Origin of the sequence: Maribacter polysaccharolyticus (genome assembly GCF_028882255.1) — a bacterium.
GTDB classification, from domain to species: Bacteria; Bacteroidota; Bacteroidia; order Flavobacteriales; family Flavobacteriaceae; genus Maribacter_A; species Maribacter_A polysaccharolyticus.
On the sequence record NZ_JARBUY010000003.1, the window covers coordinates 316,825 to 343,595 of the forward strand.

Here is a 26,771-nt window from a genome sequence, read left to right on the forward strand (position 1 = left end):
ATGGATATACCTTTTGACGATACTTATTACATGAAAAAGGCTTTGCAAGAAGCGGAACTGGCGTTTGATAAGGGGGAAGTCCCCATTGGCGCCGTGATTGTTGTCAATGATCGGATAATTGCCAGGGCCCACAATTTGACGGAACAACTCAATGATGTCACGGCCCATGCGGAAATGCAGGCCATTACGGCTGCTGCGAATTTCCTAGGGGGAAAATACCTTCAAAATTGCACCATGTATGTAACCTTGGAGCCTTGTCAAATGTGTGCGGGGGCCTTGTATTGGAGCCAAATATCGAAAATCGTTTATGCGGCTACGGATGCGCAAAGGGGTTATAAGGCCTTAGGAACGAAGTTGCACCCAAAAACGACTGTTTTGGGGGGTGTTTTGGAAAAAGAGGCCTCTTATTTATTGAAACGGTTTTTTATAGAGCGAAGGAACTTGAATTGATCGGTAGGTGAAAACAAAAAACCCTGACGTTGGGCCAGGGTTTTTCAATACCATCAATAATAGAATATTTTAACCGATTACCTGCACTTGGCCTGCAACCATTCCTTTTCTTCCTTCTTCTTCTACGTATTCTACTTTGTCACCTTCGTTTAATTCAACACCGTTCAACGCTGTAGCATGTACAAAGATGTCGCTTCCGGTCTCGTCGTTCGTAATGAATCCGTATCCTTTGGACTCATTGAAAAATTTAACTGTGCCTGTCATTCCAATTGATATTAAATAAAATAATTAATATACTAATTTATAATTTTTATGGCAGACCTTCGCAAATTGGACGCGAAAACTTGTATTGATCATTGATTTTCAGGCTTTTCGGCCTTTTCTTCTTTCATTTTTTTAATATTTTCCTCGGTAAGCATATAATCTTTCATTTTTTTCCCTTTACTAGCTTTGAAGAGAAACAAAGGCATCGCCAATAAAAAAATACCCGCCGTACCAAGACCGATACATTTATGGCCGAGGCTTTCCTGATCCTCGAGGATATTGAATCCGTAGATGATCGATCCAAAGGAGGCTATGACGATGAAGAGGATGAGATATTTCATTTCGTAAAAGTAATCAACTTTCTGCGGTATGCGGTCAGGAGCTTTGATTTGGTGATAAAACCGACATATTTACCGTTTCTAAGAACGGGGAGGTTCCATGCACCACTGTCTTGGAACTTATCCATGATATCGGTCATTTTATCCTCTTCCAATTTAATGATGGCCGGGGCCTTGTGCATTACTTCTTTGGCATATACCTTGTCGTAAAGGGATTGTTTGAACATGATGGAACGGATATCGTCTAAAAGTATAATGCCCAAAAATGTCCCGTCTTTTTTATGCAATACGGGAAAGATATTTCGGCTCGATTTTACCACGGCCTTGTGTACGATATCCCCAAGGGTCATTTCGGGATGTATGGTCACAAAGTTATTTTCGATCACCCGATCGATCTCCATAAGCGTAAGGACCGCGTGATCCTTATCGTGGGTGATCAATTCCCCTTTTCGTCCCAATTGCATGTTGTAGACCGAATGGGGGTGGACATATTTGGCCAAGGAGTATGAAATGGCGGAAGTGATCATCAAGGGAATAAATAGTTCATAACCGCCCGTGACTTCAGCGATAAGGAATATGGCTGTAAGTGGTGCATGCAGTACCCCGGCCATTAGACCGGCCATACCTACCAGGGTAAAGTTACTTTCGGAAACCTTTAAGTTGAAAAAGCCGATATTGTTTATGATCTTGGCCACGCAATTCCCCATAAGACTGCCCATAAAAAGGGTAGGAGCGAAAATACCTCCGACCCCGCCGGCACCAAAGGTGATGGAGGTTGCAAAGATCTTAAAGACGACGAGTCCGCCCAATAATAAGATCAACGTCCAGACATTGTCCAAATTAAGATTAAAGACATTGTTATCCAGAAAATTCCCTGGATGGCCCTTGACCAAATTGTTGATGACATCAAATCCCTCACCGTACAACGGGGGTATGAAATACACGATGATCCCGATGCTTACGCCCCCGACGAACAGTCGTTTGATCGGAGTGCCCAATTTGTCGAAAAAGGCCTGCACCCTCGTATATACCTCGGTAAAATACATCGAAGTAATACCGGCAACCAGCCCTAAAATGATATAAAAGGAAACATCCGATATCTTAAAACCATCCTCTATCTTAAAAGGCAAGAGGACGTCGTCCCCCAAAAAGAAATACGAGGTGATTATTGCGGATATCGATGCCAACAATAAGGGAATCATGGAGGCGATGGTCAAATCCAAGCTAAAGACCTCTATGGCAAAGATGATCGCGGCTATGGGAGCTTTGAAAATGGAGGACAGTGCACCCGCAGCGGCACAACCGATCAATAGGTTCCTTGAAGATTGGCTAATATGTAACAGTCGGGAAATATTGGAACTAATGGCGGCCCCTGTGGCTACGGAAGGTCCTTCGAGTCCGACCGATCCCCCAAACCCTACCGTGAGCGGAGCGGTCAATATAGATCCGAACATTTGATAGCTTTTCATAATGCCCTTACGCTTCGATATGGCATATAGGGTAGAGGGGATTCCGTGGCTCACTTTATTCCTGATCACATATTTTATGACGAGGTACACCAAAATCAGGCCGATGAGGGGAAAAACAAAGTAGAAGGCTTGGTGGTATTCCCGTACCAAGTTGCCCTCCAACAAATGTTGATAGAAATGGGTGAGGTTTTTTAGGATCACGGCCCCGATACCCGAGGTGAACCCGACGAGGATACTCAAGAAATATATAAACTGGCGGTCGTTGATATGTTTAGCCCGCCAAATAAGAAATTTAGTGAGCCAAGATTTTTTTAGTGCAGCCATTTTCCTATAGATCTTATGTGATCAATACCAATTATTCACCCAAATTCAATTTAAGATGTAGTTCATCCAATTGTTCCTTATCGATTGGGGAAGGGGCATCGATCATAACGTCCCTACCGCTGTTGTTTTTAGGAAAAGCGATAAAATCACGAATGGTCTCCTGTCCGCCTAGGATAGCGACCAAGCGATCCAGCCCAAATGCGATCCCGCCATGTGGTGGAGCACCGTATTGGAAGGCATCCATCAAGAACCCGAATTGGGCCTTGGCCTCCTCCGGGGTAAAACCCAAGTGTTTGAACATGGTGCTTTGAATGTCTTTATCGTGTATTCTTATCGAACCGCCACCAATTTCATTACCATTTAAAACCAGGTCATAAGCATTGGCTTTTACGCTTCCTGGATCGGTTTCCAATAATTCCATCTGCCCGGGTTTCGGGGAGGTAAAAGGATGGTGCATGGCATGGTATCGTCCGGTTTCCACATCAAGTTCCAACAGCGGGAAATCAATGACCCATAATGGGGCAAACTCATCATTCTTTCGAAGTCCAAGACGTTCTGCAAGTTCCATTCGCAAGGCGCTTAATTGGGTTCTTGTTGGGTTTGCATCCCCGGAAAGAACACAGATCAGGTCTCCGGCCTTTGCTCCGGTCGCCTTTGCCCATTGGGCCAAGTCTTCCTGATCATAAAATTTATCTACCGATGATTTGAACGAACCGTCTTCATTGCATTTTACATAAACCATGCCTTTGGCCCCTACCTGCGGTCGACGTATCCAATTTACCAAAGCGTCGATTTCCTTTCGGGTATAGGAAGCCCCTCCGGGAACCGCTATACCCACTACCAATTCCGCAGCATTGAAAACGTTGAAATCTTTATGTTGTGCCACGGCATTCAACTCCCCGAATTCCATCCCAAAACGGATGTCGGGTTTATCATTGCCATACTTGGCCATGGCCTCGTCGAAGGTCATTCTTGGAAATTTCGAGGTTTCAACCCCTTTGATCTCTTTTAATAAATGTCGTGTCAACCCTTCAAAGGCATCGAGGATGTCTTCCTGTTCCACAAAGGCCATTTCGCAATCTATTTGGGTGAATTCGGGTTGCCTATCGGCCCTTAGGTCTTCATCCCTAAAGCATTTTACGATCTGGAAATATTTGTCCAAACCGCCGACCATCAATAATTGCTTAAAGGTTTGGGGCGATTGTGGGAGGGCATAGAACTGCCCTTGGTTCATTCGACTTGGCACCACGAAATCACGGGCGCCCTCAGGGGTCGATTTTATAAGATAGGGGGTTTCAACTTCGATAAAACCTTCTTTGGACAGGTAATTTCGCACCTCCATGGAGACCTTACTCCTAAAAATAAGGTTTTCCTTTACAGGGTTCCTGCGGATATCCAAATAGCGGTATTTCATTCTCAGGTCCTCGCCGCCATCGGTTTGGTCCTCTATGGTGAAAGGTGGGGTTTTGGAACTATTGAGTATCGTAAGTTCCTTGACCAAGACTTCAATATCCCCAGTAGGGATATTGGCGTTCTTTGAAGCCCTTTCGATCACGGTTCCCTTAATTTGGATCACGAACTCACGCCCTAGGCTCCTACCCAATTCCAAAAGTTCTTGGGAAGTTCTTTCCTCATCGAATATCAACTGGGTTATACCATAACGGTCACGTAGATCCACCCAGACAACAAAACCTTTGTCCCTGGTTTTTTGAACCCATCCGGCCAATGTTACTTCTTTATCGATATGTGATTCCCTTAATTCCCCGCAGTTGTGGCTTCTGTACATGTATTGGCTAATTTAAAAAGGCAAATTTACTAAGTCTAACCGATTCTTGGCCATTTTAGTTCTTCGATTTTCCAAAATTGTTTTGTAACCTATTCGCAAGATACCCAATGGGTAGCATGGATTGCAGGGAAAGAAATCCATTTTGTGCAAAAACGCCTTAGGCCTTTGTGTTTTGGTGTCTTTCGGCGATTCGACCTTTGTTCGGTAGATGGTATCCCGTATGCCGTCACCTTATTACCAATATCCGGATAAGTTGTCCGATGTCGATTTTACTGCCAATGGGCCAAAGGAAGGGGGTAAAAGCTACCTTTTTAGGGGTACCCATCCTTGGTTATTTTAGATCCCTTTTATCGTTGGTTAGCGTATTCATTGGAAAGGGTTTTGTACGGCGGATAAAAAAAGCGGTCTTTTTCCTTGGAAAAAGACCGCTTGGTTTTTAATGGTCGTCGTTCTTAGGCCGATACTTCCTTGGAACGGTTACGCCAGTCCCTTGCCCTTATCTTCATTCGATATTCGATACTGAATAAAACGGGAACTATGATCAAGGTAAGGAAGGTCGCGACGATAAGACCATAGATTACGGTCAATGCCAATGGTCCCCAAAATACCACGTTGTCCCCTCCGATATAAATCTTGGGATCGAATTCGGTAAAGAGGGAAAAGAAATCGATATTAAGACCAATGGCCAAGGGTATCAATCCAAGGACCGTGGTTATTGCAGTCAATAATACAGGACGTAATCTTGCTTTCCCGCCTTTGACGATCGTCTCGGTAACGTCTTCTTTCGACAACAGTTCGGTGTCACTTAACCCTAATTTCAATTTTTTACGATCGATAAGGATTTGGGTATAGTCCAATAAGACCACACCGTTATTCACCACGATCCCTGCCAGTGAAATGATTCCCATCATGGTCATCATGATCACGAAAGGTCTACCGGTTATCATCAAACCTCCAAAGACCCCAATGAAACTCAGAAAGATGGCGATCATAATTATTATAGGTTTTGATACCCCACTGAATTGGAAAATCAATATTAAAAGGATCAATCCCAAGCCGGAGAAAAATGCCCCGACCAAAAACTGCATTTGTTTGTTTTGTTCTTCGATTTGACCCGTATAATCTATTTTGATGTCCTTAGGAAGGTCTTTGAAATCTTCCATCTCTTTTTGTATTTCCGCCACGATGGCCCCAGCATCGGTAAAGCCAGGTTTCAATTGTGAATAAACTGTGACAACACGCTCATTGTTTTTGTGTTTGATCGCACTGAATGAAGAAGTGTTGCGCTCCGAAGCTACGGCAGATACCGGGATTTCCATTATTTGCCCATTGGCAGGGTCCCTAAAGGTGATGTTTTGGTTAAAGAGGGCGCTCTTGTTATAGCGTAGATCTTCATTGAAACGCACGTTTATATCGTAGTCCTCCCCCTCTTTTTTGAAGACCCCGGCTTTTTCCCCGAATAAGGAACGTCTCAATTGTTGGCCTACCTGACCCACCGATACCCCGAGTTCACCGGCTTTTTCACGGTCGACAAGCACTTCCATGGCGGGTTTGCCTTTGTTTACGTCAATTTTCAACTCTTCAATACCTGCAATGTTCTTGCTGTTGATGAAATTCCTCATGTCTTCAGCGGTATTGATGAGTTGGTCATAATCCTTTCCTTCCAATTCAATGTTGATGGGATAGCCTGCTGGCGGACCATTGACATCTTTCTCTACCGAAATGGCAACCCCGGGATATATGCCGCTCAACGCATCTTGGATTTGAAGCCGTAGCTCTTCGGTATCTAGACCATTCCTATATTTATACTCCCGCATGGATAATGTCAGCTTTCCACGATGGGGCATTTCTGCAGTTGAACCACCGTCGGTGTAGGGGTTTCCTGCCCCTTCACCCACCTGGGAGACTGCGGATTCTACCAAGAAATTGAAATCCCCTTTTTTGTATTTGTCCCGATTGATGACCTCAAAGACCCGTTTTTCAATATCCATGGTAAGCTTGTTGGTCTTTTCGATGGCCGTCCCTTGAGGATATTCGATATAGGCATAGATTTCATTGGGTTTGTTGTCGGGGAAGAACTCGATCTTTGTCCTACCGCTGGCAATGGACATACCGAAGAGCATGAAGGTAATGATCAGCAATAAAACGGTCAACCCAAAATACCAGTATACATTATTTCCCCTAAGGGCCGTCTTTAACTGTTTTTCATAAAGGTCTTCCAAACGGGTCATGATTACCCTTTGAAAACTTAGGGCAGCCCCTTTAATCACATATTTGTACACCCAGAACAGTAAGGCCGTAAGGATCATTAAGGAGCCCAACCCCCTAACAGGGCCACCTACGATCAAGATGAACATACCGAATACGCCCAAAATGATGCTTAACCGAACCAGTTGTTTCCGCGTCAATTCTTTTTCACCGATTTCCATAAAACGGGAAACCAACATAGAGTTCATGAAAATGGCAACGAAGAGCGAAGATCCCAGTACCACCGAAAGTGTTATGGGGAAATAGATCATGAACTGTCCGAAAATGCCCGGCCAAAGTCCCAACGGCACGAAAGCCGCAACGGTTGTTGCCGTTGAGATGATGATCGGATATGCGATTTCACCGATCCCCTTTTTTGTGGCTTCTATGCGGGACATTCCTTCTTGGTCCATTAAACGGTATACGTTTTCCACCACTACGATCCCATTATCGACCAACATTCCCAGTCCCATGATCATTCCGAAAAGTATCATGGTGTTCAGGGTAAAACTCATGCCATCGACGAAGACCCCCAAATAATTCAGGATCATGAATGACATGAACATAGACATGGGAATGGCGAACCCTACGAACAGTGCGTTTCGGAACCCTAAAAAGAACATTAAAACGGTAACCACCAATAAAATACCGAAGATGATATTGTTTACCAGGTCATCCACTTGGTTCAAAGTACGGGACGAGGAATCGTTCGCAATGGATATTTGCAGATCGGCGGGATAATAATTCTCCAATTGCTCCTCGACAAGTTTTTTGATCTTGTCCGATGCCGAGATGGCATTTTCCCCAGCTCTTTTCGTTACGTTGAGCATCACCACATTTTGACCAAATTCCCTTGCATAAGTGGTTTTATCCTCTTCACTGAAGGTAACGGTCGCGATATCTTTCAGGTAGACGGCGCCATCTTCGGATTTGACGACGAAATCGTCCAATTCCTTTGGGTCTTCGATCTCACCGATAATACGGATGGTACGACGTTGCCCCCCAGATTTAAGGTTCCCTGCCGACATGGTCGTATTTCCGTTGCCAATGGCACTGATCACATCTTGAAAGCTGATTTTCGCAGCCATCATTTTATGGATATCCACGGCAACCTCGACTTCTTTGTCCTGGGCACCGCGTATTTGGGCCTCTTTTATTTCGGTAAGATCTTCGATTTCATCCTGAAGGTGTTCGGCAAATTCCTTTAATTTTTCTACCGGATAATCCCCGGTAAAATTCACGTTCATTATGGGAAAGGACTCCGATATGTTGAGGTCGAATACATTGGGGTCTACCTTGGCGTTATTGAAGGTTGGCCAATCTTCAGTGGCCTTTTCGGTGTCTACCTCGTCTTTTACCTTTTGCTTTGCGGCCTCAACGGTAATATTTTCATCGAATTCAACGGTGATAATGGCATAATCCTCCTGGGAGGTAGAGGTGATCTCAACGACATTACTGATGCCCTTTAGGCGATCTTCCAAGGGGTCGGTGATCAACCGTTCAATATCCTCGGCGGTATTACCGGGGTATGGGGTACTGATATAGATTTTGGTTTCCACGATTTCAGGAAAATCTTCCCTTGGCATGGAGAAATAGGATTTAAGCCCTATATAAAAGAAGATGCCGATCATGACATAAATTACCGAAGGGTTATCTATGGCCCATGATGAAAGTCCAAATTCCTTTTGGGAGTTTTTTAGCTGCTTGCTCATTGGTACAACGTCTTATTTAAGGATTTTTACTTTCTGGCCATTTTTAACGGTCCTTGCCCCTTCATTGATGATTTGGTTGCCATCTTCCAAACCGTCGATCACTTCGATAAGACCATTTTGGGTCTTCCCGGTCTGGATGATACTTCGTGTTACGACCGCCTCGTTTTTATCGTTTGGTTGGGAACTTACATAGGCGTATTGTTCCCCTGAGGCATTCTCGGATATAATGCTCTGTGGTATGAGTATGGCTTCAGGATTGGTATAGTCATTAAGTTTCACCTTCGCCGTAAGGTTGGGTTTAATAAGACCGTTTTTATTGGGAACCGGGATTTCAACACGGAAAGAACGGTTACTGGGATTGATGAAATTACCGGTTTCCCGTATTTTGGTCACCACACTATCCCCAAGTACCGGAAAGTATACAACGGCGTCTTTTCCCTTGGTGATCTGTCCCAAATAGGTTTCGGGTACATCGACCTCGATATACATATTGCTCAGGTTTACGATGCGGAATACCTCGGAGCCGGGACCTGGGGATACCACGGTGCCTTGGTCTTTTATGACATCATCCAATATGCCTGCGAAGGGGGCCCGTATGGTTGATTTTTCCAATTGGCTTTCTAGCTGTTTTACCGCGTTATCGGAAGCTTCATAATTTGTTTTCGCCTGTAGGAATTGTATTTCGGAACCTATCTTCTGTTCCCATAACTTTTTTTGGCGTTCAAAGGTGGTCTTGTTCAATTCCGCCTGGGTTTTTAGCTGCTCCAATTGGTTGCCCAAACCACCATCATCTATTTTGGCAAGGAGCTGCCCTTTGGATACGCGTTGCCCTTCCCGAACATAAATCTTTTCCAATGTACCGGCCATCTCAGGGTAGATCAAAACATTTTGTTTGGTCTGTACCTCACCCTGCAATTCAAGGAAATGGACAAAGTTTTGTTTGGAAACGGATAAGGTCGTTACTAGGGGTAATTTTTCTTCACCACCTAGAATGGCGATTACCGAATCCAGTTTTGTCATTTCTTTTTCAAGTGCCCTTTGTTGTTCGGAAATTTCGGTCTTTTTCCCCCTAATGGCATCCAAATCGCCCGTATCGATCAATTCGTCTACCGATTGTCCTTGTTCATTGCCACAGGCCATTGCCAAAAGAAGGGCGGGAAATGTATATCGTATTATTTTCATGGTTTACTGATTGTTTATTGCTTGTGTTTAATCGTTGTTCAATATGGTTTCCAAGGCGGTCTTGGTATTGATTACCCTTACCATGGATTGTAGGTATTCTTGTTGGGCCGAATACAATTGGGTTTGTGCCTGTCGCAGTTCAAAACTGCTGGCCAAACCTTCGAAATATTTTATTTCGTTCTTTTTCTCAATACGTTCTGCCAGGGCCAAGTTGTTTTTTGCCGTTTCATATTCTTCAATGGCCAATGTATAGTCGCTCTTGGCCCGCTGCCATTGCAATCGGATCTGTTCTTGTGCCTCGGTGAATTGGGTTTTTGCCTTTTCCAGGGCAATTCGAGCCCGTTGTGTACTGGCACTACGTTTGAGCGAACTGAAAATAGGAATGTTCAAATCGAAGCCCAATATGGAGTAGTCGTACCATTCTGGGTCACCTTTAAGGAAATCGAAGGAGTCGCTGTACGAAGTACTGCCGTAGTTTATATAGGCGTTCAATGTCGGAAGCGCCCTGCTTTTCTCCAATTTCAGTTCCAATGAACGTTGTTCGTTAAGATTGAGGGCCAACTTATAATCAACATTATTTTCGATGTTTAAAGGGGATTCCAATAAATCCAAATTTATTTGCTTTACGGTAAGGTCATCGAGGTTCTCGGTCAGTCGGGTAGGGGAGTCTATGGGTTTCCCGATCAACGTATTCAACATTTTAAGGGTAATGTCCTGTAATCGGATTGCATTTTTCAATTGGCTTTCAACCGAGGATAACGTGATCTGCAATTGCTCAACGCTCTCCTCTTCACCCAGGCCGTTTTCGAAGATCTTTGTTGTCTCAAATAGGTTTTTTGCCAAGGTGGCCTGGTTTTTTTCGAGGATGGAAATACTCTCTTGGGCCAAAAGGACATTCCCATAGGCCTCTACCACGGCCTTACGCACCTCAAGGTCTGTTTTCTCCTTATTGTTGGCACTGTAGTTCAAAAAGGTTTTGGTGGCCTGTACGCCCACGATATAGGTGCCGTCGAATATTTGTTGCGACAAGGTAGCCGAAGCGGATACTTGTTGGGGTTCGCTAAAGATAACCGGTTCAAAAGTACCGGCTTCCCCACTGAAGAATTCTGCCGGAATCAGGGTAATGACTTGCTTTAATTGATTTTGATAACTTAGGGCCCCGCTGATCTGTGGTAGTCCATCGGCTATGGTCGCCCACTTTTGTTTTTGGGCGTCGATGATATCCCTATTGGCATTTATGGCACTGTAATTATGCTCCAGGGCATAGGTGATGGCCTCCTCAAGCGATAAATTTTCGGAAAGGTCTTGGGAATGGCCCTTGGCCACTATTAAAAATATGAAAGCGAGTATAAAACGGATTTTCATCTATTCTTGATTTGAGTTGATTATCGTATTCAATAGTTGTTGTCCTTTAGGGGTAGCGATACCTCTAATGTGGTATTCCAAATATTCATCCATAAGACTTGACATGGTAAACATTGTTACAGGAAATAGGACATGATTTTTAAGACTGGTTATGCCTGAGAAATAAATCCTTGAGATAAAATCCATATTAAGGTTCTTACGATAGATGCCCATTTGGATCCCTTTTTCAATATTTGACACAAAACAACCTTGCATGACCTCGAATTGCTTGTTTTTAAGATTTTCAAAGATTTTCGGATAGTATTTCTGCAATTGATACTGGGGGGATGTTTTTTCATCCTTAAGATGTAAAAGCACTATTTTTTTTATTTCGTACAATTCCTCAATAGGGTTCATTTGTAAGGAGCATACGTTGTCGATCTCATTCGAAATGGTGCAGAACAGTGCTAGGGTGCATTCTTCCACCAATTTGGTTTTGTTGGGAAAATGGGCATAAATGGTCTTTTTCGAAATACCCAGTTCGTGGGCCAGATCATCCATGGTCACACTTTTGAACCCTAGGTTAAGGAATAGATCCGTAGCCTTATGCAATATTTTTTCTCTCATATTTTTGAGTGATAAAGCGGGCAAATATAAGCAGGAAACTTGAAAAACAGTAAAAGTTTCCAAAGTATTACGTTAATTTAACATCGCGGATGCATTTTTTCATGGTCTGTTATTGCCCATCCGTTTCGTTATGGGGAGCATGGCCTGCTTGCTTAATGCCTGTTTGAAACCTTAAAAGGCATAACTACCTTCTTCTTCCCGGAATTCGTCGTTCCGGTCATGCTTCGAAAAATCGTGGAGGGGACGCTTATGGATTATTTTCGGCTTTTTGTTTTTGAAATGGAACTACTATGAATGCGTTTTGTGAAAATGGCTGTATTTTTGGGGAAAATCATTTGCAATGCATGCCATAGAACAGTATCGAAACGAATTCATCGGCTATCTTGGGGAAAAGATAAGTTCAAAGGAGCCTACAAAGCTTTATGATCCGGTCATTTATATCTTGGGACTTGGGGGCAAACGCCTAAGGCCCGTTCTAACCTTAATGACAACCGATTTGTTCGGGGCGGATTATCGGCAGGCCCTAGATGCTGCTTTGGCCATAGAGGTATTCCATAATTTTTCATTGGTCCATGATGATATTATGGATGATGCCCCACTGCGACGGGGCCAGCGTACCGTACATGAAAAATGGGACATCAATACCGGGATCTTATCGGGCGATGCCATGTTGATCCTGGCGTACCGCTTTTTTGAAAATTACCAAAGTGATACCTTTCGGGAATTGGCGCGGTTATTCAGTAAGACGGCTTTGGAAGTCTGTGAGGGGCAGCAATACGATATGGATTTTGAAACCCGGGATGATGTAACGATTCCGGAGTATTTACGAATGATCGAATACAAAACGGCGGTTTTGGTCGGTGCGGCCATGAAAATGGGTGGAATCGTTGCAGGGGTTTCCACGAAGGAGCAAGATCTTATTTACGATTTCGGTAAAAATCTGGGCATTGCCTTTCAATTGCAGGATGATTATCTGGACGCTTTCGGAGATCCCAAAACTTTCGGTAAACAGGTGGGGGGCGATATCATTGAAAACAAAAAGACCATTTTGTATCTATTGGCCTTGCAATTGGGGGGTGCCGAGGAACAAAAGCAGCTCCTCGATCTGTATTCCATTCAGCCACGGGATCCCGAAGGGAAGATAAATTCGGTTAAGGATATCTTTATTACGACCGGGGCTGCGGAAAGAACAAAAGAGGAAATCGAGGAGTATACCCAAAAAGCATTCCGTATTCTGGATACCTTACAGGTCTCGGAAGAAAAGAAATCGGTGCTCAAACAGTTTGGCGAAGGATTAATGCGCCGTGAAGTATAATTACTTCGCATAAGGATTTTATGATTGGTGATTTCTGGCGTTCCTCGACGATTTATATGTGCCGGAGCATCCTTTTGAACAAGGCCAGGATAAATTCTTTTTTCGGACAACCGGAAATAAAGCGAAAGTCCTCCCACAAGTTTGTTTCCTCATCCAAAAATTTAAAGATCAATTGAGGGGGCCTGTTCTTGAAAAGGGTTTCAAAAATGTATTGTCCCTTGTGGTTTTCGGCAAAGAGGATATCCAAAAGAAGTAGGTCGTAAAACTTGAATTTCCGTTTGGGGCGAAGGGGTGTCAAAGGCTTGTTTTCTTTGATCAAGGGTATTATCTGGGCTATTTTTTTTGAAGTATTGTAAAAAGTATACCCTGTACTGGGTTTGGTCCAGCCACCGGCAGAACCGATGAATTGGATCCTTTTTGTATTGTGGGACTGAAAATCATAGCAGGTCATGGGGATGCTCCCTTTTTCTTTTTCAAGGACTTCAAAATCCGTACAGCCATAAGTATCCCTTAAGTAATCCTTTATCCCATTTTCATAGGCATCCAATGGTAAAAGATCTTTGGAGAACAGGGTATATTCCAGGAGGGCCTTGTTTTCGGAAAAAGGCAATACGTACATAAATCGCGTATTGTTCTTTTGTGGTATGGAGAAATCCATGAATATGGCCTTGTCCGGATTGAAGGTCGGCGCCTTGGTCTTTACCACCCAACCCACAAAATGTTGTTGCAAAAGGGGATATTTGGAATCGTTTTTTAGGGCATCGAAATCGAAGGCACTACTGAATACCCGGGTACCTGTATATTCCTTTTCGGTGGTGGTAACCGTCACACCTTCCTTGTTCTCATTAATGGCGGTAACTTCCTGATGGATAAGATCGATATTGGGGTAGGTTTTTATTTTATCGAGATAACACCGGTAAAAATCAAGTCCACGAACCAGTTTGTATTGGTAGGGTGAGATATCGAATTGAGCTGAAAAACCTTGTCCACCAAAGAAGATGTTTTTCCATGATTTGGTCACGATATCATCAAATCGTCCGGTCCCTTTTTCCCAAAAGCTCCATGTACGGTCATTGGTGTTCTTGGAATCCTTATCCAAAAGCAGGATTTTTTTGTCCCGGAAATAGGAATCCCGACCAAAGGCATCGGCGAGCATTAATCCTGCCGCTCCCGCCCCGATGATGATATGATCATAGTGTCCCGTGGATGGTTTCAATTGTGAATACCTTAGAATGATTCAATTCAAAAATAGGCATTTCGCTATAGTCTACCGCCTTTAATCCAATTGATAACGCAATCCAAAGAACGTGCGTATGCCTTGATTGGGGGCATAAATGTAAGTTGGATCGAACGTCAAGGCATAGGGGTTGTCTTCCGTTGCGACAACATCCCCATTATCGTCATAGGTGACGTTTTCGTCAAAAGGGTCGTCTGCCCGTGCTATGATAAAGGGATTCCCTTTATTGGGGGTCCAATCCAATAGGTTCTTAACGCCTGCATAAAATTCAAAATGCCTTAGGCCTTTATAGGTGAATTGGACATTCTGAATACTCCAAACCGGGGAATATTCGTCCCTAGGGTCCAAATCACCCAGCAGTGGTAAGCGCATGGGCCCGTAAAGATTTCCGGTATAGTCCATGCTCAGGTTCCAGGGCTGATAGGTATAGGATACGTTCCAAGTACCGGCGTAGCGCTCTGTCAGGATCTGATCTTGAGTGATGCCGTTTTCGGTATTACTGACATCTTGCAGGGTTGCGCCAACCATGAATTTCAATCCGTTTGGTAAAAACAAGTCCATATTGGCACTAAACCCTTGTGATATGGAGTGGCCATCCAAGTTATCATAAATGATATAATTGGGGTCGGTATCATAATCCGGGATTATGGCGTTTGAGAACCGCGTATAGAATGCCGATAAATCCAAACTTAAGAAAGAACCATTGTCAAAATAGAATTTCCGTAAATAGTTTACATTGAAGTTTATCGATTGTTCCGGGTCCAGGTCTTCCTCAATGATCACATCCCTAGCCCCGATCAACGCGGCATGATCTTCCGTAAATAGGTTGACGACCCTAAAGCCGGTTCCGAAATTAATACGGAAGACGTCATTATCGGAGGGCTTCCATTTATAGGCTGCCCTTGGAGTGAAAATATTGCCATGCCTCGAGTCATGGTCATATCGTATACCTGCCAAAAAGGAATGCCGCTCCGCAAATTTCCACTCATCTTGGACAAAGACCCCGGGAATCAACACTTCATCAACTTCGTTGCCTGAATCTCCGGTAGTTGCGGGAGTATCGTCATCATAATAGGTATAACGTATTGCGGAGCCAAAGAGTAGGTCGTGGTTGCCCATCTGCTTGTCCCAAGTCAATTGCCCAAAACCGATACGTTGGTAGGCAATGTATTTCGTGTCTCCATATCTTGAATCCTGGTGGTGGTCATTGTACGAGAAAGAAAGCATCATTTTCTCATTTACGGGAAGTTCATATTTACCGAGGATTTCCCATCTGCTGGTATAAATACTTTCACCATAGATTTCATTTCCTCCCCGATATTCGGGGGTCCATTGCATTTCACCTCCCCAACGGTCCTCATAGAAATAACGCCCGGCCAAAGAGAAAAGGCGGTGGTTTTTCCGTTTGAAATTCCATTTTTGGAAAATGGAAATCCGATCTTGAAGGGTTAAATCGGTAAAATTATCGTCGTTATTGTCGATAGGGTTGCTGTAATTGAAATAATTGATTCCCAGCAGGGCATCCGCATGCTGTCCGAGGTTGAATTTGGTGCCAACGTCCAGGTTGAATTCGCCCCAATCGGAAACAAAACTATCGGCGAAAATAACGGGCGCCAATTCGGTACTTTTTGTGATGACATTGATAAGGCCACCGACTGCCTCACTGCCATACAGACTCGATGCGGGTCCCTTTACGATCTCTATTTGTTCTATCAACGAATTCGGTATGCCCGTTAAGCCGTATACCGTGCCCAATCCACTTACTATGGGCATTCCGTCTATCAATACCAAGGTATATGGGCCTTCAAGACCATTGATATGGATGTCCCCGGTATTGCACACGTTACAATTTATTTGGGGCCTTACCCCGTTCACGTTTTGAAGGGCCTCGAAGATACTTGCCGTAGGATTCTTTTTTAGGAACGTTGGGCTATACACCTCAACGGGTACTGGGCTTTCCGAGCGGCTAACTGCCTTTAGGGTCCCGGTTACCACCATTTCTTCCAATTGTTCGGTACTGGGTTTAAGTTCAATATTAAATATTTTAGACTCCTCCCCTTGCAATTCAATGCGTTTTGAATAGGGCATATACCCAATTACCGAAACCACCAGATCGTATTTTCCCGGAACTAAGCCCGTAATGGCATAGGTGCCGTCATCAGTACTGGAAGTACCATGGCTCGTACCGCCCAAAAATACATTGGCATATGGAATGGGAATACCCCCTTCGGTAATGGTACCCTGTATTTGGCTTTGTTGCGCGGTCAGGGCGAAAGGAAAAATCAAAAGTACGAATGCCAATAGGCGAAATAGTGGCTGCATGAACACAATATTAATTTAGACAAAATAAAAATAAGGGCAAAAATACGGCTTTGTTTCAATCCATAAGGACGATTCTGTTAATAATTTTAAGACTTTTATAGTTGGATATGCGATGTTCCGTACGAGGTATATTCGGGAAAGGCTTGATTGAAAGCCTGTTGAATATTAAGTGTATGGTGCCAAAGGAACTTTGGGAGGTGTTGGTTTCGTGGGCCTGTCTACTCTGCCATATGGTTGATCGCTTTGTAGTATCCGGGTTATTGTTTAAGTTTAGCTTATCAATATTTTAATGTTATGAGATTTAAGACCCTACCGATTGTACTGGTACTTTTGTGTTTCTTCTTTTACGGAAACGCGCAGAAAAAGGATTTTGGTTATATGGACCTTTTTGACCTTCAATACGCTACGGATCCACAGATTTCGCCCAATGGTGAGTGGATCGTGTATCGAAGGATGAAAATGGACGTCATGAAAGATAGGGCCGTTGGCGACTTGTGGTTGATCAAGAGTGATGGTTCCCAACATCAAAAACTTACGGCTAAGGAACAAAGTGAATCCAGTCCACAATGGTCGCCCAATGGGGATCGGATAGCCTATGTAAGCAGTACCGATGAAGGGGCTGAAATCTACATCTATTGGTTCAATTCGGGGAAAACCGCCAAAATATCCCAATTGCCATCAAGTCCGGGTTCTTTGACCTGGTCGCCAAAAGGAGATCGATTGGCTTTTACCATGAAGGTAGAGAGCAAAGCTCCGGTTGTTGCTAAAATGCCCAAGAAACCCAAAGGGGCCAAATGGGCCGAAACCCCCAGGATTACCGATAGACTGTATCACGAGGCCGATGGTCGGGGGTATATAAAACCGGGTTTCAGCCATATCTTCACCATTCCTGCCAATGGTGGGGCGCCCCGTCAGCTTACCTCTGGGGATTTTCAGCATAGGGGGAAATTAAGTTGGAGCCCACAGGCCGATATAATCTACTTTTCCGCCAATAGAAATGAGGATTGGGAATATGATTTCAGAAACAGTGAGGTCTATGGGGTAGGTGTCGAAGATGGCATGATTACGGCTTTAACCGATAGAAAAGGGCCCGATAGCAATCCGGTCGTATCCCCCGATGGGAAATATATCGCCTACATAGGTTTTGATGATAAGGTACAGACCTATCAGGTTCGTCGCCTTTACGTGATGGATGTTGATGGCGGTAACCCACGGGTGGTATCCCAAGCGTTGGATAGAAGTGTGTCCCGGATTGTTTGGGACCAAAAGAGTGAAGGGTTGTATTTTTCTTTCGATGATAAGGGCAATAGCAAGATTGGTCATATCTCCTTAAAAGGAAAGGTTACAAAACTCGCCGATGATATGGGCGGAACGACCATAGGGCGTCCGTACGGTAGTGGGTCTTTCAGTGTATCAAAAAACGGCACCCTCGCGTACACCAAGACAAGACCTGAGTACCCTGCGGATTTGGCGGTGTTGAAAAGTAAGGCCAAATCACCCTTAAGGATCACCGATTTGAACCAAGGGTTGTTATCGTATAGGAACTTGGGCAAGGTGGAGGAAATAGGGTACAAATCATCCGTGGATCAGCGCGATATCCAAGGATGGGTCGTTTATCCACCGGGGTACGATGCCTCAAAGGAATATCCTCTTTTGGTAGAGAACCATGGGGGCCCGATATTAAATTATGGGGACCGTTTTTCGGTGGAGATGCAGTTGTATGCGGCCGCGGGCTATGTGGTTTTTTACCCGAATGCCAGAGGGAGTACCAGTTATGGGGAAGAATTCGGAAACCTGCTTTATAATAATTATCCAGGGGATGATTATCAGGATGTGATGGATGGTGTGGATTATTGCATTGCAAAGGGTATTGCCCATGAAGATCGACTGTTTGTGACCGGCGGAAGTGCAGGCGGTATAATGACGGCTTGGATTATTGGCAAGAACAATAGATTTGAAGCTGCGGTGGTAGCCAAACCGGTTATGAACTGGATCAGTAAAACCCTTGTTGCCGATAATTACTTTGGGTATGCGAATTCCCGTTATCCCGGTCAACCCTGGGAAAATTTTGAAGGGTATTGGAAATTTTCCCCCCTCTCTCTCGTTGGTAATATTGAGACCCCAACCATGGTTATGGTAGGGATGGACGATTTAAGGACCCCGCCCAGTGAGGCGAAACAACTATACCATGCCCTTAAATTGAGGAAAAAGGAAACGGTATTCGTAGAAATACCCAGTGCCAGTCATGGGATAGCCAATAGGCCAAGTAATTTGATCGCCAAGATCACCCATACATTGGCTTGGTTTGATAAGTATAAAGGATCTGATGGGAATTAAATGGGAAAACAAAGCACTCTTTTTTGGAATCTGATCATTGTAGTGACCATCAGTGTATGTCTATTGGCTTTTTTGGCCCATTCCAAAAATTGGACTCAAACCGATGATGACCAATTCAAGATCTTGTCGGGGTTCTATTATAAAAAATTGAAATATGCCGATTTGGACAGTGTGCTTTGGGTCGAAAGGATACCCCCTATGGAGCGGCTGAATGGATTTTCGGGATTTGATAAGGAAAAGGGGATTTTCAGGGAATTCAAGGACTCCCTTACCACTAAAAAAGTGAGTGTCTTTATCGATAACTTTTCGAACGGAAAAATAAAAATAGTCTATAAGGATTCCTTAAGCTTGTATGTAAATTACAAGGACAGTTTGGAGACAGTAGGCCTGTTCAATTTATTGAAGGGTAAAATAACGCCTGCCGATTAAAACCGGATGAAAAGAAGAAAAACCCGAAGCCCCTTGCTTCGGGTTTTTTGTTGGGTTGGCCGTTTGCTTTAGGAACAACCGCCTTTTGTTTTAACGATGCCCATAAAATCACGGTGGTAACAAAGACCCTTTATTAAAGGGGCCTTTAACCCTGAACCTGTTTTTTGGCAAGTATGTATCCCTAGGAACCTCCCACTTCGGTACGTTTCCATATCTTAGGGCAAAATTATTTGTTATATGGTTCTCTTAGCACAGGTTGTCGGTTCACTCTTAGGTTTATTGGCGGTTATTTTTGGGGCTTTCGGTGCCCATGCCTTAAAGAAATCACTGGATAATGAGCAGTTAAAAAGCTTTGAAATCGGTGTAAAATACCAAATGTACCATGCTATTTTGTTGTTGGTATTGAGTTTCAACCTTAATTTCGATACCGGTATACAGCGCTATATGGTCTACTGTTTCATGATTGGCATAGTTTTGTTTTCGTTCAGTATTTATGCGTTGGTCCTAGGAAAATCAAAAGGAATGAACATGGCTTTCCTCGGTCCGGTTACCCCCCTGGGCGGACTTCTTCTGGTTATCGGTTGGGGCCTGTTGTTCTATAATTTTATCACCAATCTTATTTGATCCCTATTTGGAAATTTCCACATCGGAAGTGAAATCACGAATGGCTTGGTTCGGCTCAATGATCGTTTGTCCTTTCCAAAATTCAGGATCGTAGTTGGGCATATAGGTGGGTAAAACGGAATTGTTCTCGGTAAATGACGTATAGGCGGCATGGGATATTAAATTGGAATCAAAGACAATGAGTTCCTGTTTTTTGACCCCTGTGGTTTCCATATCGATCTTTAACGAAAGTTCGTTTTGTTTGTTCCGGCCTTTTACATGTTTGTTCTTTTCAATGATCTTCAAGGGTCTTCGAATACCAACGGTAGTGCCTTTTTCCTGTTCCATAAAACGAAGGTCATAGGTACCCTTGGGCGATTTCGCAAAAATCATTTTCCCCTTACGTGAATAATTGTTCATATGAATGCCCAGTAAATTGAATTTCCGCAACGATTTTACGTTTTCATAATCCAATCGGACAATGGCAAAATCGTCGGGATTGATGTAGAGTAGGCCTTTGTAATCTGCGGTACCTTTAGGGGAGAATTCCAAAATATAGACCGCATCCTCACCCATATAGGTAAACTCTTTTAAGGTGTATTCGTATTTTTTTGATTTATTGATGAAGTCAAGGGGGGAACCTTCCAAATAAAAGAGATCTTCCATCATGTCCACAATACTGTTTTTGCCGTATTTCGCGAAATTGGTCTTTCGTTCGGCTTCCCTCTTTCTCTTTTCTTCCAACTCTTTTTCCAAGGCGGCTTGATCGGTGGAGTCGATATCGGATTCAAAGATCCGATGAAAATCCTCCCCCTTGATCTTGGTTCCGAACCATCCGGATTTGATCTTGAAGTAAGAATCCCTTTTGATATTCGATGTAAGGATCTCATTGAATTTTTCCTCCAGCTTCCCCTCATCGAGTTCTTTGCTCTTGTCATAAAGTTCAGAGGCCTTGATGATAGCTATTTTCTGATTTTCCGCGTCCATATTGCCATATAGGTCGCAAAGGATCTCGGTAAAATAACTCGATTTTTTAGGGACGGTGTTCAACACACTATCGAGGAACGTTTTATTGAGTTCCTTGATGGTCGATTTTACGAAGGTATAGTCCATCTTATTGAAATCCTGGAAGTACGAATCCCTAAAGAACATTCTTTTTTTACGAAGCTCCTTGTCGTAATTCTTGTCCAAGTTTTCTTTTACCAATGCCAGGATCTCATCGGCGGAATAGTTCCTGTTCGTAACTACCACGGGATTCAGTTCAATGGCCTTAGGGCTTAAATAAATGACATCCCCTTCAAATTCGTTCAAGGGTTTGCCTAAGGATGCATAGCCGATACAAGAGATCAAGAGCGAATCGGTGGCAAGGACATTATCGTCCACTGGAAGGCTAAACCGACCTTCCTCATTGGTGATGACCCCTTTCTTGTTCAATTGTACCGTGGCGTAGGGGATCGGTTCATGTGTAACCGAATCCAACACCCGGTTGGTCAGGGTTTGACTTTGTACGGTACTGCAAAAAACAATGATCAGCATGGCGAACAGCCATAAAATTACTTTGTCCATGGGCGAATGATCGATGATTGGTTATCACAAACTAACACATAGCCGTAAAAATGTCCGTACGGTTTTTAGTTTCCTTAAGACACCTTTAGCTTTTTATTATGCGTTAGGATGAATATAAAGAAGACGACCTTTTGGTCAATTCGTTACAGAAGGTAGGGGGAAATATAAATCCTGATGGTAAAAATAAGGCCGTTGCCGGTATTCAATGACAGCCGCAACCATCTTCCCCACAAATTTTCTTAGGGCTTTTTTTGGATGAAAACAGGGATTTGGGCAACACGAATTTGCTTATGAGGTACACAAAGGCAAGAATTACGATGGCATAAACCACTATGTGTTGAAAGAGTTCCATGTTATTTCAGTAATTGATAAGCGATCAATGCTACAAGATAGGCAAAAAGACTCATAAAAGCCAATTGGGCCGCAGGCCATTTCCAAGAATTGGTTTCCCGTTTAACAATGGCCAAGGTACTCATACACTGCATGGCAAATGCGTAAAAAAGGAGTAAGGATATACCGGAAGCCAGATTGAACAAGGGTTTATTGGTGTCTGCGTTAACTTCGGCCGACATCCTGTTTTTAATGGTATCTTCCTCGTCACTGCCAACACTGTAGATGGTGGCCAAGGTACTTACAAAAACTTCCCTTGCCGCGAAGGAGGTTATCAGGGCGATACCTATTTTCCAATCATAACCCAATGGTTGTACCATGGGTTCAATGGCCTTGCCCATATTTCCGATATAGGAGTTCTCCAATTTATAACTTGCAATTTCCTGAAGCTTTGCCTTATGGTGCAATTCTTGCTTGAAGTTATGGACGGAATCGGATACCTGTTGGGGAGTTAGGTCATAGACATTTTTTGAAATGCTATCGTTCAGTGCATTTTGGTAGGTCCTTATATCTTTGGCAATATTTTCTTGATTGAATGCGGACAATCCTTCTTCTTGAATGCGATTTTCTATTATAGATGCTGCATTTTCATAATTGTCGGTAAAACCATTGGAGCCCAAAAACCACAATATAATCGATATGGCCAAAATGATCTTACCTGCCCCGAAAACAAAGCTTTTGGTTTTCTCCCAAACCGTATAGGCGACGTTTTTGAACAGGGGAAGTTTATAATTGGGCATTTCCATCACAAAAAAGGTATGGCTTTTGATCTTTAAGATCTTATTGAGTACCATGGCCGAAAGAATGGCAGCAACGAATCCTATTAAATATAAAAGCATTAAGGTCATGGCCTGGTACCCCAAGCCGAGAATCCGTCCTTCAGGGATGACCAAAGCTATTATGATAAGATAAACCGGTAACCTCGCGGAACAGGTGGTAAAAGGTGTGACCAGGATGGTAATCAGACGTTCTTTCCAATTTTCGATGGTACGTGTGGCCATAACGGCCGGAATGGCACATGCCGTTCCGGAAATCAAAGGGACAATACTCTTGCCACTCAATCCAAAGGGGCGCATAACACGATCCATTAAAAAAACCACCCTACTCATGTATCCTGATTCCTCCAAAAGGGAAATGAACAGGAACAGGAAGGCGATTTGGGGAATGAAGATCACGATACCTCCGATACCCGAGAGAATTCCCTCGGCAATCAGGTTGGTAAGCATGCCCGGTGGAAATGACGTTTTGACCCATTCGCTCGCAGCGGCAAAGGTTTCGTCAATGAAATCCATGGGAACACTGCTCCAGTCATAGATGGCCTGGAAAATCGTCATCAATATGACGAAGAAAATCAAATAACCGAATATCTTGTGGGTCAATATTTTGTCGAGTGTCGCTTTAATACCTTTGGCTGCGTTGATATCGACCTTATAGGTTTCCTTTAAAATGGAGTTGATGAATTGGTATCTTTTGATGGTCTCTTTTTGTTGCAGACGCTTTAACTCGGATTTTGATTTGGTATTGAACGAAGAGGCATCCTTGACCAAGTTTTTCTCCAAGGGCATAAAGTTTACATCTTGGGTAATGACCAGCCAAAGTTTATAAAGATCCTCATTGGGGAAGGTTTCCTGTAGACTTTTAAAGTATTCGGGCGCAATGACCGTCATATCCAGGTTGGGTTTGATCGACAGGTTTTTATAATCGGCGATCAATACCTTTAATCGGTCTATACCCGTTTTTTTACGGGTACTGACCAAGGCGATTTTGGTATCCAACTTTTTTTCCAACAGGGCAATATCCAATGATATCCCCTTTCGCACCATTCTATCGGCCATGTTAATGACCAGGATGGCAGGTATTTTCAAATCCTTGATCTGGGTAAACAGCAAGAGATTCCTTTTCAGGTTTTCGACATCGGAAATGACAATGGCCAAATCGGGATGGTCCTTGTCATTTTTATTCAGCAGCAATTCAACGGCTACACTTTCGTCAAGGGAGGTCGTATTTAGGCTGTAAGTACCGGGAAGATCTATAATATGCGCCTTTACACCTCTTGGGAGTTTGCAGATACCCTCTTTTTTTTCTACGGTTATCCCCGGATAGTTGCCTACTTTTTGATTTAGTCCGGTCAGTTGGTTGAAAACCGAGGTTTTTCCGGTATTGGGATTGCCGATTAGAGCAACATTGATCTGCTTACTCATACTCTTTGGATATCTTCGATAAGATCAAGTTCAATTTTAAGCGCCATGGAACGCCGTATGGCTATATGGGAGCCATTAACATTGATGTATATGGGATCTTTAAAGGGTGCTATTTGCACCAATTCAACTTCATTGCCAGGCAAGCATCCCAATTCGAGCAATTTAATGGGTAAAAGATCATCGGGGAATTCTTTGATGACCCCTTTCTGCCCGGGCTTGAGATGTGCAATACTGGTACTCATTTATTTAGAATGATTATAAGTAAGGGCAAAAGTAAAGGAAAAAACTGAATTAGGACGTGAAATCAAAAGCAAATCTTGCAAGATTTTATTCGGCATATGACGATTTAAGTATTTTAAGATCTTCCATAAGCCTGTCGATGTCCTCCTTTTTGGTCCCGTCGTAAAACCCACGGATCCTACGTTCTTTATCCACAAGGATGAAATTTTCGGTATGGATCATATCGAACGGACCGCCATCGCCAACGGTCTTTACCGCCAAATAGGATTTCCGGGCCAATTCATAGATCTGTTTTTTGTCGCCGGTGACCAAATTCCATTTCGTATCATCGACCCCTTTTTCAATAGCGTATTTTTTTAATTGGGCAACCGAATCGATGACAGGGGTTACCGAATGGGAAAGTAAGCGTACCTCATCGTCATCTTTGATCATTTCCTGTATCCCGGCCATGTTCTTTGTCATAATCGGGCAAATGGTAGGGCAAGTGGTAAAGAAAAAATCGGCGATATAGATTTTGCCTTCATAATCTTTTTGGGTAATGGTCTTTCCATTTTGGTTGGTCAATGCGAAATCCGCTACGGTGTGGTATTTTTTTACATGTTGCAAAGTACTGTCAACCAGTTCGGGATTCACCATGCTTGGCTGGTAAACGGTCAATGTTTTTTTAGGTTGGAGGGCCCTGTAGAAGAGTACCATGATAGCGATCGAAATGGTCGAAAACACTATGGCGAAGAGTTTGTATTTGCCGAAAAAGGAACGCATGATCTTTTTTCAAAGGTACAGCAGTCCGCCCTTCTTTTCAAATTATCAGGGTCTTGATGCTGCTAAAAATTTCACAAAAAGGAATTCGCCTTAACAGTTTCTTTTTGTAAGACTATGTAAAAGCGTACTTTTGTGCGATCAATTTTAGAAATTATAGATGAGTCCGATCGTTATACAAATTATCCAATTCTTTTTAAGTCTGTCCCTATTAATCGTACTTCACGAGCTAGGGCATTTTATTCCAGCCAAGATTTTTAAGACCAGGGTAGAAAAATTCTATCTGTTTTTCGATGTCAAATTTTCACTTTTCAAGAAAAAAATCGGGGAAACCGTTTATGGTATCGGCTGGTTACCTCTTGGGGGTTATGTGAAGATTGCCGGAATGATCGATGAGAGTATGGATACCGAAGCCTTAAAGGAAGAGCCCAAAGAGTGGGAGTTCCGGAGTAAACCGGCTTGGCAACGATTGATCATTATGCTGGGTGGGGTAACGGTCAACTTTATCTTGGCCGTGATCATTTATGTGGGCCTTGCTTTTGCCTATGGGGATGAGTATGTACCCGCAGAAAGCCTAAAGGATGGTTTTTTGGTAACTGAGAAAACCTTGGGCGATAAGTTAGGGGTGCTCACCGGGGATAAGATCATTGCCGTAGATGGTAAAAAGGTCGAAGCATTTCGGAATATATTGCCAGAGATCGTTTATGGGGAGACCATGACGGTGGTTCGCGACGGGAGGACTTTTGAGCAGGCTATCCCCGTTGATTTTATCGCCACTTTATCGGAAGATAAGGATAAGGTCCGTTTTTTGAGCTATAGGCTCCCATTTATCATCAAGAACGTGGCGGAAGGATCCATAAACAAGGGGGTTGATTTTCAGGCCTTTGATGAGGTGATAAAGGTCAATGGTACCGAAGTATCCTATGTAGATCAAGTAAAGCCCATTTTGGAAGCCAATAAGGGACAGGAGTTGGTGTTGACGGTTAAAAGAAAAAATGGCGATATCGTCGATTTGAAGGTACAAGTAAGCGATGAAGCTACCATAGGCGTTCAGCTAGGGGGGTTGACGATGCAGGAATATGCGGATAAAGGTTATTTTGATATAAAAACGAAGAAATATTCATTTTTGGAATCCATTCCTGCCGGGGTCGATAAGGGAGTATCTACCTTAAGTACCTATATCAAGGGCATGAAGAAGATTTTCAACCCCGATACCGGGGCCTATAAGGAAGTGGGTGGTTTTGCGGCCATTGGGGGGCTGTTTCCCGATAGTTGGAACTGGCCGGTTTTTTGGAACACCACTGCATTCATATCGATAATACTGGCTTTTATGAATATTCTGCCCATACCCGCTTTGGATGGGGGGCATGTATCGTTTCTGTTGTATGAGATCGTTACGGGAAGAAAGCCGAGCGACAAATTTTTGGAGTATGCCCAGATGATCGGTTTCTTTATTTTAATAGCATTATTGCTGTTTGCCAACGGTAATGATCTATACAAATGGTTATTTAAATAGAGAAAGCGATCTTAACCTCTTAGAAATTGCTTAATTATTCCATATTAAGTAGAAATACATATTTTTATTGGGTTCATTCGTGCCATTATTAACAATATTTTAATAATAAGGGT

20 protein-coding genes are annotated in these 26,771 nt (G+C 43.3%); 6 read left to right on the forward strand and 14 right to left on the reverse strand.

Features of this window, described 5'->3' with window-relative positions; all coding sequences use genetic code 11:
• Window positions 1-450, forward strand: coding sequence for a nucleoside deaminase (locus PHU20_RS10975; RefSeq protein WP_274825417.1), 450 nt, complete (start codon window positions 1-3; stop codon window positions 448-450).
• A gap of 69 nt (window positions 451-519) precedes the next feature.
• Here the strand turns inward: PHU20_RS10975 and PHU20_RS10980 are convergent, their stop codons facing one another.
• The 8 genes from PHU20_RS10980 to PHU20_RS11015 form a co-directional block, all read right to left on the reverse strand.
• Window positions 520-714, reverse strand: a complete 195-nt coding sequence (locus PHU20_RS10980) for a cold-shock protein (protein WP_274825418.1) — start codon at window positions 712-714, stop codon at window positions 520-522.
• A gap of 89 nt (window positions 715-803) precedes the next feature.
• Complete coding sequence (locus tag PHU20_RS10985) at window positions 804-1,055, reverse strand: hypothetical protein (RefSeq protein ID WP_274825419.1); 252 nt, start codon at window positions 1,053-1,055, stop codon at window positions 804-806.
• Window positions 1,052-2,845, reverse strand: coding sequence for a chloride channel protein (locus PHU20_RS10990; RefSeq protein WP_274825420.1), 1,794 nt, complete (start codon window positions 2,843-2,845; stop codon window positions 1,052-1,054). Before PHU20_RS10990 ends, PHU20_RS10985 begins: the two co-directional genes overlap by 4 nt.
• A gap of 31 nt (window positions 2,846-2,876) precedes the next feature.
• On the reverse strand, window positions 2,877-4,631 hold the full coding sequence (gene aspS / locus PHU20_RS10995) for an aspartate--tRNA ligase (RefSeq protein WP_274825421.1): 1,755 nt from the start codon (window positions 4,629-4,631) through the stop codon (window positions 2,877-2,879).
• A gap of 452 nt (window positions 4,632-5,083) precedes the next feature.
• Complete coding sequence (locus tag PHU20_RS11000; protein WP_274825422.1) at window positions 5,084-8,590, reverse strand: efflux RND transporter permease subunit; 3,507 nt, start codon at window positions 8,588-8,590, stop codon at window positions 5,084-5,086.
• A gap of 12 nt (window positions 8,591-8,602) precedes the next feature.
• Complete coding sequence (locus PHU20_RS11005) at window positions 8,603-9,772, reverse strand: efflux RND transporter periplasmic adaptor subunit (RefSeq protein WP_274825423.1); 1,170 nt, start codon at window positions 9,770-9,772, stop codon at window positions 8,603-8,605.
• A gap of 27 nt (window positions 9,773-9,799) precedes the next feature.
• On the reverse strand, window positions 9,800-11,137 hold the full coding sequence (locus PHU20_RS11010) for a TolC family protein (RefSeq protein ID WP_274825424.1): 1,338 nt from the start codon (window positions 11,135-11,137) through the stop codon (window positions 9,800-9,802).
• Entirely contained in the window at window positions 11,138-11,743 is a 606-nt protein-coding gene (locus PHU20_RS11015; protein WP_274825425.1) for a TetR/AcrR family transcriptional regulator, read from the reverse strand. It lies immediately after the preceding gene.
• 340 nt (window positions 11,744-12,083) lie between these two features.
• Here PHU20_RS11015 and PHU20_RS11020 point away from each other — a divergent pair, with 340 nt between their 5' ends.
• Window positions 12,084-13,058, forward strand: a complete 975-nt coding sequence (locus tag PHU20_RS11020) for a polyprenyl synthetase family protein (RefSeq protein WP_274825426.1) — start codon at window positions 12,084-12,086, stop codon at window positions 13,056-13,058.
• A gap of 52 nt (window positions 13,059-13,110) precedes the next feature.
• Here PHU20_RS11020 and PHU20_RS11025 read toward each other — a convergent pair whose 3' ends face one another.
• Together PHU20_RS11025 and PHU20_RS11030 are read right to left on the reverse strand one after the other, a co-directional pair.
• On the reverse strand, window positions 13,111-14,274 hold the full coding sequence (locus PHU20_RS11025; RefSeq protein WP_274825427.1) for a lycopene cyclase family protein: 1,164 nt from the start codon (window positions 14,272-14,274) through the stop codon (window positions 13,111-13,113).
• 60 nt (window positions 14,275-14,334) lie between these two features.
• Window positions 14,335-16,617 (reverse strand): TonB-dependent receptor, encoded by a 2,283-nt coding sequence (locus PHU20_RS11030; RefSeq protein ID WP_274825428.1) that lies wholly within the window; start codon window positions 16,615-16,617, stop codon window positions 14,335-14,337.
• A gap of 294 nt (window positions 16,618-16,911) precedes the next feature.
• Here PHU20_RS11030 and PHU20_RS11035 point away from each other — a divergent pair, with 294 nt between their 5' ends.
• The 3 genes from PHU20_RS11035 to PHU20_RS11045 all read left to right on the forward strand — a co-directional run bounded on the left by PHU20_RS11035 (window position 16,912) and on the right by PHU20_RS11045 (window position 20,007).
• A complete protein-coding gene (locus tag PHU20_RS11035; RefSeq protein WP_274825429.1) occupies window positions 16,912-18,954 on the forward strand; it encodes an alpha/beta hydrolase family protein in 2,043 nt (680 codons plus the stop codon).
• Window positions 18,955-19,383 carry a hypothetical protein gene (locus tag PHU20_RS11040; RefSeq protein WP_274825430.1) on the forward strand — a complete coding sequence of 143 codons (429 nt, stop codon included), beginning with the start codon at window positions 18,955-18,957 and terminating at the stop codon, window positions 19,381-19,383.
• A 237-nt stretch (window positions 19,384-19,620) separates the two neighbouring features.
• Window positions 19,621-20,007: a DUF423 domain-containing protein gene (locus PHU20_RS11045; RefSeq protein WP_274825431.1), complete on the forward strand. Its 387-nt coding sequence runs from the start codon at window positions 19,621-19,623 to the stop codon at window positions 20,005-20,007.
• A gap of 3 nt (window positions 20,008-20,010) precedes the next feature.
• Here PHU20_RS11045 and PHU20_RS11050 read toward each other — a convergent pair whose 3' ends face one another.
• From PHU20_RS11050 to PHU20_RS11065, 4 genes are all read right to left on the reverse strand, one after another.
• Window positions 20,011-21,552, reverse strand: coding sequence for a carboxypeptidase-like regulatory domain-containing protein (locus tag PHU20_RS11050; protein ID WP_274825432.1), 1,542 nt, complete (start codon window positions 21,550-21,552; stop codon window positions 20,011-20,013).
• Between the two features lie 353 nt (window positions 21,553-21,905).
• A complete protein-coding gene (gene feoB, locus PHU20_RS11055; RefSeq protein ID WP_274825433.1) occupies window positions 21,906-24,143 on the reverse strand; it encodes a ferrous iron transport protein B in 2,238 nt (745 codons plus the stop codon).
• On the reverse strand, window positions 24,140-24,385 hold the full coding sequence (locus PHU20_RS11060; protein WP_274825434.1) for a FeoA family protein: 246 nt from the start codon (window positions 24,383-24,385) through the stop codon (window positions 24,140-24,142). The genes feoB and PHU20_RS11060 overlap by 4 nt, the downstream gene beginning before the upstream one ends.
• A gap of 85 nt (window positions 24,386-24,470) precedes the next feature.
• On the reverse strand, window positions 24,471-25,145 hold the full coding sequence (locus PHU20_RS11065; RefSeq protein ID WP_274825435.1) for an SCO family protein: 675 nt from the start codon (window positions 25,143-25,145) through the stop codon (window positions 24,471-24,473).
• 157 nt (window positions 25,146-25,302) lie between these two features.
• On the opposite strand from PHU20_RS11065, the gene rseP reads away from it, so the two are divergent.
• Window positions 25,303-26,658 carry an RIP metalloprotease RseP gene (gene rseP, locus PHU20_RS11070; protein ID WP_274825436.1) on the forward strand — a complete coding sequence of 452 codons (1,356 nt, stop codon included), beginning with the start codon at window positions 25,303-25,305 and terminating at the stop codon, window positions 26,656-26,658.
• The last annotated feature ends 113 nt before the right edge of the window (window positions 26,659-26,771 follow it).